This window comes from Burkholderia sp. Bp9090 (assembly GCF_003857985.1).
Lineage (GTDB): Bacteria > Pseudomonadota > Gammaproteobacteria > Burkholderiales > Burkholderiaceae > Burkholderia.
In genome coordinates, this window is the sequence record NZ_QTPV01000043.1 from 1 (window position 1) to 12,471 (window position 12,471).

12 protein-coding genes are annotated in these 12,471 nt (G+C 68.6%); 10 read left to right on the forward strand and 2 right to left on the reverse strand.

From position 1 onward, the window contains the following. Positions 1–263: 263 nt before the first annotated feature. Positions 264–1,259 (forward strand): protein-methionine-sulfoxide reductase catalytic subunit MsrP, encoded by a 996-nt coding sequence (gene msrP, locus DIE16_RS28955; RefSeq protein ID WP_124893904.1) that lies wholly within the window; start codon positions 264–266, stop codon positions 1,257–1,259. A gap of 20 nt (positions 1,260–1,279) precedes the next feature. After that, positions 1,280–1,969: a protein-methionine-sulfoxide reductase heme-binding subunit MsrQ gene (msrQ, locus tag DIE16_RS28960; RefSeq protein ID WP_124893905.1), complete on the forward strand. Its 690-nt coding sequence runs from the start codon at positions 1,280–1,282 to the stop codon at positions 1,967–1,969. An 85-nt stretch (positions 1,970–2,054) separates the two neighbouring features. Here msrQ and lptM read toward each other — a convergent pair whose 3' ends face one another. Continuing rightward, positions 2,055–2,336 (reverse strand): LPS translocon maturation chaperone LptM, encoded by a 282-nt coding sequence (gene lptM / locus DIE16_RS28965; RefSeq protein WP_124571926.1) that lies wholly within the window; start codon positions 2,334–2,336, stop codon positions 2,055–2,057. Positions 2,337–2,372: 36 nt separating this feature from the next. Here lptM and cyaY point away from each other — a divergent pair, with 36 nt between their 5' ends. Then, complete coding sequence (gene cyaY, locus DIE16_RS28970; protein WP_124487840.1) at positions 2,373–2,699, forward strand: iron donor protein CyaY; 327 nt, start codon at positions 2,373–2,375, stop codon at positions 2,697–2,699. A gap of 99 nt (positions 2,700–2,798) precedes the next feature. On the opposite strand, the gene DIE16_RS28975 is transcribed toward cyaY, so the two are convergent. Next, the gene (locus tag DIE16_RS28975) at positions 2,799–5,186 is read right to left on the reverse strand and encodes a penicillin-binding protein 1A (protein WP_082088581.1); all 2,388 of its coding nucleotides are present in this window, start codon (positions 5,184–5,186) and stop codon (positions 2,799–2,801) included. A gap of 226 nt (positions 5,187–5,412) precedes the next feature. Between DIE16_RS28975 and DIE16_RS28980 the strand changes: the two genes are divergently transcribed. The 7 genes from DIE16_RS28980 to DIE16_RS29010 are packed head-to-tail and all read left to right on the forward strand — an operon-like array spanning position 5,413 to position 12,401. Next, positions 5,413–6,336, forward strand: coding sequence for a competence protein ComA (locus tag DIE16_RS28980; RefSeq protein ID WP_124893906.1), 924 nt, complete (start codon positions 5,413–5,415; stop codon positions 6,334–6,336). Further along, positions 6,333–6,968 (forward strand): fimbrial protein, encoded by a 636-nt coding sequence (locus tag DIE16_RS28985; RefSeq protein ID WP_124487842.1) that lies wholly within the window; start codon positions 6,333–6,335, stop codon positions 6,966–6,968. The genes DIE16_RS28980 and DIE16_RS28985 overlap by 4 nt, the downstream gene beginning before the upstream one ends. Beyond that, positions 6,965–7,831: a pilus assembly protein gene (locus DIE16_RS28990; protein WP_124893907.1), complete on the forward strand. Its 867-nt coding sequence runs from the start codon at positions 6,965–6,967 to the stop codon at positions 7,829–7,831. Before DIE16_RS28985 ends, DIE16_RS28990 begins: the two co-directional genes overlap by 4 nt. Beyond that, positions 7,828–9,480: a type IV pilus secretin PilQ gene (locus tag DIE16_RS28995; protein WP_124893908.1), complete on the forward strand. Its 1,653-nt coding sequence runs from the start codon at positions 7,828–7,830 to the stop codon at positions 9,478–9,480. Before DIE16_RS28990 ends, DIE16_RS28995 begins: the two co-directional genes overlap by 4 nt. 40 nt (positions 9,481–9,520) lie before the next feature. After that, entirely contained in the window at positions 9,521–10,075 is a 555-nt protein-coding gene (locus DIE16_RS29000; protein WP_082088580.1) for a shikimate kinase, read from the forward strand. Further along, positions 10,072–11,151 (forward strand): 3-dehydroquinate synthase, encoded by a 1,080-nt coding sequence (gene aroB, locus DIE16_RS29005; RefSeq protein WP_044845981.1) that lies wholly within the window; start codon positions 10,072–10,074, stop codon positions 11,149–11,151. Before DIE16_RS29000 ends, aroB begins: the two co-directional genes overlap by 4 nt. Positions 11,152–11,192: 41 nt before the next feature. After that, complete coding sequence (locus tag DIE16_RS29010; protein WP_044845980.1) at positions 11,193–12,401, forward strand: deoxyguanosinetriphosphate triphosphohydrolase; 1,209 nt, start codon at positions 11,193–11,195, stop codon at positions 12,399–12,401. Positions 12,402–12,471: the final 70 nt, after the last annotated feature.

A 12,471-nucleotide genomic window follows, 5' to 3' on the forward strand; every position in this document is an offset into this window, starting at 1 on the left:
GCCGTTGCCGCCTGGTGGGCGCTCACCGGCCTGCTCGTGACGACGTTCGCGTTCCTCGGCGTCAACATGTTCCTGTCCGGGCTGCACAGCTACGGCAAGCTGTAAGATTTCCGACGCGGGTCCGACAAAAGACCGCCGGCGCACTGCGTGCCCGGCGGTTTTCTTTTGTAACGGGCGGGCGGTCCGGGCGTCGAACGGCGCAGGATGGGTCGGGTCGAACGCTCATGAAGCGTGCGCGCCGCGCATGCAGGAGGAGCAGCACGATGTGGATCAAACACCCTTTGCGCACCGTACTGACCGGCGGTGACATCGCGCAGAGCCAGATTACGCCGCGCGCGGTGTTCGAGAACCGGCGGCGCGTCTTGCAGGCCGCCGGCCTGGCGGCGGCGGGCGGATTGCTCGGCGGCAGCGGCGCGGCGTTCGCCGCCTATGCGTCGCCCGACGCGCGGGCCGCGAAGCTCGTGGCGAAAACCAACCCGAAGTTCGTTGCGGCCGACCGGGTCACGCCGTTCAAGGACATCACGTCCTACAACAACTTCTACGAATTCGGCACCGACAAGGGCGACCCGGCGCAGAACGCCGGCACGCTGCGGCCGCGCCCGTGGCGCGTGAGCGTCGAAGGCGAGGTGCTGCACCCGAAGGTGTTCGATCTCGACGAACTGCTGAAGCTCGCGCCGCTCGAAGAGCGCGTGTACCGGCTGCGTTGCGTCGAAGGTTGGTCGATGGTGGTCCCGTGGATCGGCGTGCCGCTGTCCGAGCTGATCAAGCGCGTGCAGCCGACCGGCAACGCGAAGTACGTGCAGTTCGTCACGCTGGCCGATTCGTCGCAGATGCCGGGGCTGTCGACGCCGGTGCTCGACTGGCCGTACTCGGAAGGGCTGCGGATGGACGAGGCGATGAATCCGCTGACGCTGCTGACGATGGGCGTGTACGGCCAGGTGTTGCCGAACCAGAACGGCGCGCCGGTGCGGATCGTCGTGCCGTGGAAGTACGGCTTCAAGAGTGCGAAGTCGCTCGTGAAGATCCGCTTCGTCGACAAGCAGCCGAAAACGAGCTGGAACACGTACGCGTCGAACGAATACGGCTTCTATTCGAACGTGAACCCGAACGTCGATCACCCGCGCTGGAGCCAGGCGACCGAGCGCCGGATCGGCGAGGACGGCTTCTTCACGCCGAAGCGCAAGACGCTGATGTTCAACGGCTACGGCGATCTCGTCGCGTCGATGTATCAGGGCATGGACCTGAAGAAGAACTTCTGAGCGCGCCGGTGAGAAACGACATGCCTCCTTCGACGCTGACGCCCGCGCGCGCGTCCGGCACGCGCACGGCTGCCGCCGGCAGTTCCCGGGGCGGCGCAGTGCGTGCTGCCGCGCCGCGCTGGCTTGCCCCCGCCAAGGTACTGGTTTTCGCGGCCGGACTCTATCCGCTCGCCCGTCTCGTGCTGTTCGGGCTGACCGACCGGCTCGGCGCGAACCCGATCGAATTCATCACGCGTTCGACGGGCCTCTGGACGCTGGTGATGCTCTGCCTCACGCTCGCCGTCACACCGCTTCGGCGCGTGACGGGCGTTCCCGCGTTGCTGCGCTTTCGCCGGATGATCGGCCTGTTCGCGTTCTTTTACGCGACGCTGCATTTCACGACGTATCTGTGGTTCGACAAGTGGTTCGACGTGCTTGCGATCCTGAAGGACGTCGGCAAGCGTCCGTTCATCACGGTCGGCTTCGCCGCGTTCGTGCTGCTGATTCCGCTGGCCGCGACCTCGCCGCGCGCGATGGTGCGCCGGCTCGGCCGTCACTGGGCGACGCTGCATCGCGCGATCTATGTGATCGCGCTGTTCGGCGTGCTGCATTTCTGGTGGATGAGGGCCGGCAAGCACAATCTCGCGCAGCCGAAGCTCTACGCGGTGATCGTTGCGGTGCTGCTCGGCTGGCGCCTGCTCGAATGGGGCTGGCGGCGCATCCGCGCGTGACGAGGCGGGCCCGGAAAAACAAAAGGCGATGACGGGCAGTCATCGCCTTGGTCGCGAAGGAAGCCGCGCGAGCGGCGGCGCGCGCTTATTGCGTTGCGGCCGGGCCGGATGCCGGCGTCGCGGCCTTCGATGCATCGCTCGACAGCTCCGGTGACAGCGTGAGCGGCGTGCCGGAAGAATCGGGAATGCTGTCGGACGACGCGTTTTCATCGGTCGGCGTGACGTCGGACGGCGCCGTGTCCTGCTGCTGGATGGGCTTCGCCGGCAACGGGGGCACGGTGGGCAGATAGAGCGGACCGCGTTGACCGCAGCCGGCAAGAATCGCCAAAGCCGCTACAATCGCGCTCATCCGGAAAACGACTCGCATGATCGTCCCTGAACAATTTAACCGATAGAGTTTAGCATGTCCGATACTGAATACCTGGCCCGTGCCGAGGCCGTGCTGGCGGCCGTCGAGCGTACCGTGGATGCCGCGAACGACGGCGATCACGACATCGATCTGGAGCGCAACGGCAGCGTGCTGACGCTGACGTTCGAGAACGGCTCGAAGATCATCGTCAACCTCCAGCCGCCGATGAAGGAGCTGTGGATCGCCGCGAAGGCGGGCGGGTTCCATTACCGTTTCGTGGACGGCGAATGGCGCGATACGCGCACCGGCACCGAGTTCTTCGCGGCGCTTACCGAATACGCAACGCAGCAGGCCGGCCTGCCGATCACGTTCGGCGCGTAACGCGTCCGGCGCTCGCCCGGCCGGGCGCCGATACGCCGGATCGAAGCACAACGAAAAAGCGCCCCGCGGGGCGCTTTTTTCATGCTCGGGCCGTTCGTGTCAGTGGCCGCGGAACAGGTTCATGATGTCCTGCTTCTCCTGTTCGTCGACATGCGGCACCGCTTCGTCGGTGCTCTGCACCGCCGGCGCCTGCGGCACGCCGACCGTCGACACGAAGCCGTGCCCCGGCGTGAAGTCGGTGAAGTACAACTCGCTGCCGAGCGCCTGGACGTCGTCCGGCATCGTCGGCTTGAACTCCGGCACGCCCTTCAGCGCCGCGCCCATATAGTCGATCCAGACCGGCAACGACAGGCCGCCGCCGGTTTCGCGATCGCCGAGGCTGCGCGGGTTGTCGTAACCGATCCACGCGATCGCCGCGAGCGTGTGCTGGTAGCCGGCGAACCACGCGTCGTGCGAGTCGTTCGTCGTGCCGGTCTTGCCTGCGAGGTCGGTGCGCTTCAGCACGTTGGTGCGCGCGCCCGTGCCGCGCTGCGCGACGCTCTGCAGCAGGCTGTTCATCACGTATGCGTTGCGCGCGTCGATCGCGCGCGGCGCGTTTTGCTCGGCGATGAGCGGCTGCGCGCGGGCGACGACAGCGCCGTTCGGATCGGTCACTTCGGCGATCAGGTACGGATTCACGCGGAAGCCGCCGTTCGCGAACACCGAGTACGCGCCGGCCATCTGCAGCGGCGTGACCTGGCCCGCGCCGAGCGCCATCGGCAGGTAGGCCGGATGACGGTCGGCGTCGAAGCCGAAGCGCGTGATGTACTGCTGCGCGTACTTCGTGCCGATGTGGTTCAGGATCCGGATCGACACGAGGTTGCGCGAGCGCTGCAGCGCGGTGCGCATCGACATCGGGCCTTCGAAACCGCCGCCGTAGTTTTTCGGTTCCCACGGCTGGCCGCCGGTTTCCGCGGCGCTGAAATACAGCGGGCCGTCGTTGATCACCGTGGCCGGCCCGAGGCCCTTGTCGAGCGACGCCGAGTAGATGAACGGCTTGAACGACGAACCCGGTTGCCGCCACGCCTGCGTGACGTGGTTGAACTTGTTCTTGTTGTAGTCGAAGCCGCCGACCAGCGAGCGGATCGCGCCGTCCTGCGGAACGATCGAGATGAACGCGCCTTCGACCTGCGGCAACTGCGTGATCGACCACTTCCCGGCGTCGTTCTTCACGACCCGGACGATCGCGCCCGGGCGGATGCGGCGGTTCGGCTGCGCGCCGGCCGACAGCGCGCCCGACGCGAAGCGCAGGTTGTCGCCTTCGATCGTCGCGCTGCTGCCGTCGATGAAGGCGATGGTGATCTGGCGCGGGGTGGCCGCGGTGACGACCGCCGCGATCAGCTCGCCGTTGTCGGGGTGTTCGAGCAGCGCATCGTCGATCGCCTGCTCGCGATCGTCGGCGCCGGCCGGCAATTCGATGAAGCCTTCCGGCCCGCGATAGCCGTGGCGGCGCTCGTAATCCATGATGCCCTTGCGCAGCGAGGTGTAGGCAACCTGCTGGTCGGCGGAATCGATCGTCGTGACGACGTTGAAGCCGCGCGTGTAGGTTTCCTCGCGGTACTGCGCGTACATCATTTGTCGGACCATTTCCGCGACGTACTCGGCGTGCACGCTGAACTCGCGGCCCGCACCCTTGACGGCGAGCGGCTGCGCGACGGCTTGGTCGTACTGCTCGCGCGTGATGAAGTTCAGCTCGAGCATCCGCTGCAGGATGTATTCCTGGCGCACCTTCGCGCGCTTCGGATTGACGACCGGGTTGTACGCGGATGGCGCTTTCGGCAGCCCCGCGAGCATCGCCGCTTCGGCGAGCGTGATGTCCTTCAGGTCCTTGCCGAAATAGACCCGCGCGGCGCTCGCGAAGCCGTACGCACGCTGGCCGAGATAGATCTGATTCATGTAGACCTCGAGAATCTGATCCTTCGTCAGCGCGCGCTCGATCCGGTAGGCCAGCAGCATCTCGTAGATCTTGCGCGTGTAGGTCTTTTCGCTCGACAGGAAGAAGTTGCGCGCGACCTGCATCGTGATCGTGCTCGCGCCCTGCGACGCATGGCCATTCGTCAGTGCGACGAAGCCGGCGCGGGCGATGCCGGTGAGGTCGACGCCGCCGTGATCGTAGAAGCGTGCGTCCTCGATCGCGAGGATCGCCTTCTTGAGCGAGTCGGGCACGTCCTTGAAATGGACGATGTCGCGGCGTTCCTCGCCGAATTCGCCGATCAGCACGTGATCGGACGTATAGATGCGCAGCGGTACCTTCGGACGATAGTCGGTCAGCGCGTCGAGCGACGGCATGTTCGGCCACGCGACGACAAGCGCGTAGCCGAGCACGAGGCCGCCGGCCACGACGAGGGCCACGCACATCGCGGCGAGGCCGATCAGGACTTTCAGCCACCAGGACCGCTTCTTCGGCTCGGGCGCGGGAGGCGGGGACGTAGGAGACGTGGATTGCATAGGCATACCGGAAAACAGTCCCGCGATTATAGCTGCCCGGTAAGACCGGTCCTGACGCGGGGGGCGGCGGCCGGAAACCGGCTGATCGCGGTGCCGCCGGCATAGTGTCCACGAGGTCGCCCGGTGCCACAACTGGCCGTCCGGCCGACTGTCGGGCACACGCGCCGCTTTGCAGAATCAGGCCTCGGAAACGCGGCGTGGGCCGCAACGATCGCGGGAGGCTGGGATGGCAGGACGATGGGCGGCGCGGTTCGCGCCGGGCAGGCACCGTTCGACGGGCATCGACGTCGGGGCGGACGAGGTGAGGGTGGCCGTGCTGAGCCGGCGCGGACGGGCCGTGGAGGTGCGGGTCGAAGGACTCGAGCGGGAGCCGGTCGGATTGCAGGACGGGCCGGAGGAGGCGCGCTGGGCCGCGGTCGCACGCGCGTTGGCGGCGGCCGTGTCGCGATTGTCGGCGGCGGGCGTGCGCTGCGATACGCGCGGCGTGATGGCGCTGCGCGACGACGAAATGCGGACCGCGACGCTCGACCTGGCCGGGCGCGACGACGTCGCGGACGCCGCCCGGCAGGCCGCTGAACGGATCTCGGGGCTGCCGCCCCACAGCCTCGCGTTCGACTGGCGGCAGGACGACGGCGCGTGCCCGGGCGAGATCGAGGTCGCCGTGGCGCCGCAGGCATTGCTCGACCGGCGGATCGACGTGGCCGCGCAGGCCGGCGTCGACCTGACGGCCGTCGACGGCGAGTCGGCCGCCGCGCTGCGCGCGTTGCGCTATGCCGCGCAGTTCGAACCCGACGCCCACGGCCCGTACGCCGCATTCTGGTTCTGCGACACGGGCGTACGCGGTTGGCGGGTCGACGGTTCGATCGCCGTACCGGTGCTCGCGGTGTCCGGCGACGTGCAGGCGGCGTTCCCCGACGCATTGCGCCAATGCGTGTTCGAGCCGGTGCGCTGCGTGCTCGTGGCCGGCGACGCGCGCAGCATCGCCCGCTGCGGTACGTCGGCCGCCGATATCGGCGATGCGCTCGGCGTGGCCGCGGTGCCGTTCGACTGCACCGGATGGGACGGGCTGCCGGGCGTGCCCGCCGGAACGCAGGGCGGTCCGGCGTTTGCCCTCGCGATCGGGCTGGCGCTGCGCGGGGTGTGGGAATGATGGCCGATGTGGGGTTCGGGCGAACTGCCGCCGGCCACGCCGTGCTCGGCGGCTTCAATCTGCTGCCGTACCGTGAGCGGCTGGCGCAGGCGTTGCGGCGGCGCCGTGCCGCGCAGTGCGGGGCGGCGGTCGTGCTCGGCGTGCTCGGGGCCTGCGTTTGGACGGGTGCGGCGACGGCGTGGCGATGGCGCATGGATGCGGAGCGTACGCGTGTGGAGGCGCGGCTGCGGCAATTGCAGCCACGGATCGATGCCGCACGGCGCGCCGCCGGCGTGGCTGCCGACCTCGCGCGACGCGATGCACGGGCGGTCGTGCTTGCCGCGCCTTACCGGCGTGTCGCCGGGCTGCTCGCGACGCTGGCCCAGGTGCGCGACGACACCGTCCGGCTCGACGCATTGCGCACGACTGCGTCCGGCGCCGTGCTCGACGCGCGCACGACGAGTTACCGGGCGGCCGCGCGGTGGCTCGCACGGATTGCGGTCGAGCAGCGTGACTGGCGATTCGATGTCGGTGCGCTGACACCTGCTTCGGCCACGCCGGTCACGGGTTCGGCCGTGCCGTTCCGGTTTTCCGTGCAGGTGCGTTGGCACGACGCGCCGCCGCGGCAGAACGCAGCGGGAGGCGACGCATGACGGCGATCACGCATCGGTCCATGCCAGCCGGTGCCGGGCGGCGCGGCCGCATGGCGCGGATGTCGCCGGCCGCGGCGCATGCCATCGGCTGCGTGGCGGCGTTCGCGTGCGTGACGATGGGCACCATTCATCTGATGGATGCCGTAGACGCGAGCGGCCTCGCACGCAGTCGCGCGTTGCTGGCAACGGCACAAGTGCGTGCCGCCGACGCACAGCGGCTGCTCGCGACCGCGCCACGGCGCGACCCGGACCCGGCTGCCGGGCACGCCTCCAGCGTGCCGAGTGCGTCGGGGTGGCCCGCACTGATGCTCGAACTGGCGGACCTGGCCGGCGCGAGCGGACTGCGGATCGCGTCGATCGAGCCGCGGCGCACTGACGAAGCGGCGCCGGATGGCCGACGCACGGTGCGGATCGTCGCGGACGGCGGCTTTCCGGCGTTACTGCGGCTGATCGGCGGGCTGGCGAGTTTTCCCGCGCTGGTGGTGCCGTCGAGGCTGCATATTGAGCGCAAACCGCCCGCGTTGCGGGTGGACATGACGATCGACGTGTTTCCGGCGCTGTCGGGGGCTCGTGTTCCCGATGGCACGGTGCGGCTGCTTGCCGGCGTGCCGAGCGACGATCCATTCGGCGGCGATGGCTTGCCCGCGCAGGCCGACGATGCGACGCCGCGCCTGGCCGGCACGATTCGCGACGTACGCGCCGGGCTCGCGCTATTCGACGCGGGCGATGGCGCATTCGCGACCGTTGCGCCGGGCGAAGCGTTCGGGATGTCACGCGTGGTGAGCGTCGATGCCGGTGCGGTGACGCTTGCGACAGCCGACGGCGCGCGCCGGTTCGTCATGGATGACGGAGGTCGCCCATGACGAAGTACGGATGGCGGGCGATCGCATTCTGGGTCGGATCGGGCGTGGCCGCGGCACACGCGGCGTTGCCGCCGTTGCCCCTGTTGCCGCCTTTGCCGCCGGCCGGCTGGCCGATCGCATCGATGCAGGCGCATGCCCAGGACATACCGCTGCCGCAGGGCGCGCCCGACGGTGCGGACGGCGCAGCGCCCGCGCATGACGGCCCGCCGCCGTTCGATCGGGCCGTGCGCGCGGCGCTTCAAGCGGACACAACCGCACCGGTGCCCCGGCTGGAAGGGCCGCCGATTCCATTGCCGCCGCCGACGCGCATGAGCGACGCCGCGGCGCGGCACCCCGGCGATGCGGATGACGCGCGGCGGATCTCGCTGAATCTGCAAGGCGCCGGGCTCGCTGCCGCGTTCGACGCGCTCGCGCGATTCACCGGGCTGAACATCATCGTCGGCGAGCAGGTGCGCGGCACCGTGACGTTACGTCTGAACAATATCCGCTGGCGCGATGCGTTCGACACGTTGCTCGACACGCACGGGCTGGCGATGTCCCGGCGCGGCAACGTGATCTGGGTCACGCCGGCGGCCGAACTCGCCGCGCGCGAGCGCGAGCGCTTCGAAACGCATGCACGCGCGGCCGAGCTGGAGCCGCTCGCGAGCCGGACCTTCGCGCTGCATTATCCGCGCGCGCAGGACGTGCAGCGGCTGCTGGCCGGAGCGACCGGCCAGCGCCTGCTGTCGAAACGCGGCGCCGCCGCGGCCGATCCGCGCACGAACCTGTTGTTCGTCACCGATCTGGCGCCGCGCATCGCGCAGATCGCGGGCTTGATCGATGCGATCGACCGGCCATCGCGGCAGGTCCGGATCGAGGCGCGCATCGTCGAAGGCGAGCAAGGCTTCTCGCGCAACCTCGGCGCACGTGTCGCGCTGCGCGCGCAGGGACGGGCGCCCGCGGCCGACGGCGCGGCATTCGCGACGGACACGCGCAACGCGCTCGACCTGGCCGCACGACCGCTCGGCGGCTTCGAGGCGGCGACGGCCGGCTTCACGTTGTTCGCCGCGCCGCTCAGCCGCGTGCTCGACGTTGAATTGAGCGCGCTCGAGGCGCAGGGGCGGGGCCAGATCGTCTCCAGCCCCCGCGTGGTGACGGCCGACCGCGTGAAGGCGATCGTCGAACAGGGCTCGGAGCTGCCGTACCAGGCGAAGGTCGGCAACGGCGTGAGCGGCGTGCAGTTCCGCCGCGCGACGCTGAAGCTCGAGGTCGAGCCGCAGATCACGCCCGACGGGCGCGTCGTGCTGGACCTGGACGTGACGAAGGACAGCATCGGCGAGCCGACGGCGGCCGGCCCGGCGATTCATACGAAGCACGTCCAGACACGCGTCGAGGTCGAGGACGGCGGAACGGTCGCGATCGGCGGGATTTACGAGCAGTTGAACCGGGACGATGTGACGCGGGTGCCGCTCTTGGGCAAAATACCGGTACTGGGCGCGCTTTTCCGGCACCGCGCACGGCGCGACCAGCGCAGCGAACTGGTCGTCTTCATCACGCCGACGGTCGTCGGCCCGCATTGCGAGACGGCCGGCGCGGGCGACGCGGATGCACGGAAAACGGGGCCGGAAGCCGGCGGCGCAGGCTCGACAAGGCAGCCGCTTTGCCAGTAAGCTGCGCCACACACCAGCAAGATTCAAGCAGAGGAAGCCGTTGCAAGCGCGGGACCCACATGCAAACGTATTTTTCGTCGGCCTTATGGGAGCGGGTAAGACCACCGTGGGCCGGGCGGTCGCGCGCCGGCTCGACAGGACGTTCTTCGACTCCGACCACGAAATCGAGGCCCGCACGGGTGCGCGCATTCCGGTGATCTTCGAGATGGAGGGCGAGGCCGGGTTTCGCGACCGCGAATCGCAGGTGATCGCCGATCTCACGCAGCGCGAGAACATCGTGCTCGCGACGGGCGGCGGCGCGGTGCTGCGGCCCGAGAATCGCGACTGCCTGAAAAGCAGCGGCATCGTCATCTATCTGCGCGCCAATCCGCACGATCTGTGGCTGCGCACCCGCAAGGACAAGAACCGCCCGCTGTTGCAGACCGACGATCCGAAGGCGCGTCTCGAAGCGCTCTACGAAGTGCGCGACCCGCTGTACCGCGAGTGCGCGGACTTCATCATCGAGACCGGCCGCCCGTCGGTCAACGGCCTCGTCAACATGGTGCTGATGCAACTCGAACTGGCAGGCGTCATCGCCAAGCCGCTACAAGCATGATTACCGTCAACGTCGATCTGGGCGAGCGCGCCTACCCGATTCACATTGGTGCCGGCCTGATCGGCCGCACCGAGCTGTTCGCCCCTCACATCACCGGTTCGTCGGTCACGATCGTCACGAACACGACGGTCGATCCGCTCTACGGCGACGTGCTGCGCGCGGCGCTCGCGCCGCTCGGCAAGCGCGTGTCGACGGTCGTGCTGCCGGACGGCGAGGCCTACAAGAACTGGGAAACGCTGAACCTGATCTTCGACGGCCTGCTGACCGAGCGCGCCGACCGCAAGACGACGCTCGTCGCACTCGGCGGCGGCGTGATCGGCGACATGACCGGCTTCGCCGCCGCGTGCTACATGCGCGGCGTGCCGTTCATCCAGGTGCCGACGACGCTGCTGTCGCAAGTCGATTCGTCGGTCGGCGGCAAGACGGGCATCAACCACCCGCTCGGCAAGAACATGATCGGTGCGTTCTACCAGCCGCAGGCCGTGATCGCCGATATCGGCGCGCTGACCACGTTGCCCGATCGCGAGCTGGCGGCCGGCGTGGCCGAGGTCATCAAGACGGGCGCGATCGCCGATGCGGCATTCTTCGACTGGATCGAGGCGAACGTCGAGGCGCTGAACCGCCGCGAGCCGGCCGCGCTCGCGCATGCGGTGAAGCGCTCGTGCGAGATCAAGGCGAGCGTGGTCGCAGCCGACGAACGCGAAGGCGGGCTGCGTGCGATCCTGAATTTCGGCCATACGTTCGGCCATGCGATCGAGGCCGGGCTCGGTTATGGCGAGTGGCTGCACGGCGAAGCGGTCGGCTGCGGGATGGTGATGGCGGGCGACCTGTCGGTGCGGCTCGGCCTGCTCGACGAAGCGTCGCGGCAGCGGCTCGACGCGGTGATCGCCGCCGCACATCTGCCGGTGCGCGGGCCGGCACTCGGCGATGCGCGCTACATGGACCTGATGCGCGTCGACAAGAAGGCTGAAGCCGGAGCGATCAAGTTCATCCTGCTGAAGCGATTCGGCGATACGCTGATCACCCAGGCGCCCGACGAAGCCGTGTTCGCTACGCTGGCGCAGACGACCCGGTAACGGCGCCCCGGATGCCCCGGCGCCCCTGACATGGAGGAGACGTGAGCGAGACATCCAGCAGCAAACCGACCCGAGCCGGCCGCGCATCTGCCGCGGCGCTGGCCGAGCCGCCGACGCTGGCGGCGCTGGAAGCCCATCTCGCTCCGTATGCCGCCCACGCGTCGCAGTCGCGCGGCCGCCGCCATCAGGAAACCCCGCCGGCGGCGCGCACCGAATTCCAGCGTGACCGCGACCGCATCGTTCATTCGACCGCGTTCCGCCGGCTCGAATACAAGACGCAGGTCTTCGTCAATCACGAAGGCGACCTGTTTCGCACCCGCCTCACGCACAGCCTCGAAGTCGCGCAGATCGCACGTTCGGTCGCGCGCAACCTGCGCCTGAACGAGGATCTCGTCGAAGCGATCTCGCTCGCGCACGATCTCGGTCATACGCCGTTCGGCCATGCCGGGCAGGACGCGCTGAATGCGTGCATGCGCGAGCACGGCGGCTTCGAGCACAACCTGCAGAGCCTGGCGGTGGTCGACGAACTCGAGGAGCACTACGGCGCGTTCAATGGCCTGAACCTGTGCTTCGAGACGCGCGAAGGCATCCTCAAGCACTGTTCGCGCGAGAACGCCCGCAAGCTCGGCGCACTCGGCGAGCGTTTCCTGCAAGGCCGCCAGCCGTCGCTGGAAGCGCAGCTCGCGAACATTGCGGACGAAATCGCGTACAACAACCACGACGTCGACGACGGCCTGCGCTCCGGCCTGATCACGATCGAGCAGCTCGCCGAAGTCGAGCTGTGGCAGCGCCACTACGACGCGGCGCTCGCCGAATTCCCGCATCTCGAAGGCCGCCGCCTCGTGCACGAGACGGTGCGCCGCATCATCAACACGCTGATCGTCGACCTGATCGACGAGACCACGCGCAATCTCGCACGTGTCGCGCCCGCGTCGCTCGACGACGTGCGCGCCGCGCCGCCGCTCGTCGCGCACAGCGAGCCGATCGCCGCGCAGGCGGCGGCCCTCAAGCGTTTCCTGTTCAAGAACCTGTATCGCCACTACAAGGTGATGCGCATGGCGAACAAGGCGCAGCGCGTCGTCACCGGGTTGTTCGACGCGTTCATCGACGATCCGCGCCTGCTGCCGCCGCCGTACCAGTCGGACGACGAAGCGCAGCAGCCGCGCCTCGTCGCGCACTACATCGCCGGCATGACCGACCGCTTCGCGCTGAAGGAATACCAGCGCCTGTTCGTCATCAACGACAACTGACTGTCACAAACGATCACTAGACTTCGCCGGTTCAATGGCGACGGGAATGTTGCACACGCTGTTGGTAACG

Bases quoted from the DNA above. Each gene is read 5' to 3' on its own strand.
- msrP (WP_124893904.1), top strand. From the start codon at position 264: ATGTGGATCAAACACCCTTTGCGCACCGTACTGACCGGCGGTGACATC.
- msrQ (WP_124893905.1), top strand. From the start codon at position 1,280: ATGCCTCCTTCGACGCTGACGCCCGCGCGCGCGTCCGGCACGCGCACG.
- lptM (WP_124571926.1), bottom strand. From the start codon at position 2,336: ATGCGAGTCGTTTTCCGGATGAGCGCGATTGTAGCGGCTTTGGCGATT.
- cyaY (WP_124487840.1), top strand. From the start codon at position 2,373: ATGTCCGATACTGAATACCTGGCCCGTGCCGAGGCCGTGCTGGCGGCC.
- DIE16_RS28975 (WP_082088581.1), bottom strand. From the start codon at position 5,186: ATGCAATCCACGTCTCCTACGTCCCCGCCTCCCGCGCCCGAGCCGAAG.
- DIE16_RS28980 (WP_124893906.1), top strand. From the start codon at position 5,413: ATGGCAGGACGATGGGCGGCGCGGTTCGCGCCGGGCAGGCACCGTTCG.
- DIE16_RS28985 (WP_124487842.1), top strand. From the start codon at position 6,333: ATGATGGCCGATGTGGGGTTCGGGCGAACTGCCGCCGGCCACGCCGTG.
- DIE16_RS28990 (WP_124893907.1), top strand. From the start codon at position 6,965: ATGACGGCGATCACGCATCGGTCCATGCCAGCCGGTGCCGGGCGGCGC.
- DIE16_RS28995 (WP_124893908.1), top strand. From the start codon at position 7,828: ATGACGAAGTACGGATGGCGGGCGATCGCATTCTGGGTCGGATCGGGC.
- aroB (WP_044845981.1), top strand. From the start codon at position 10,072: ATGATTACCGTCAACGTCGATCTGGGCGAGCGCGCCTACCCGATTCAC.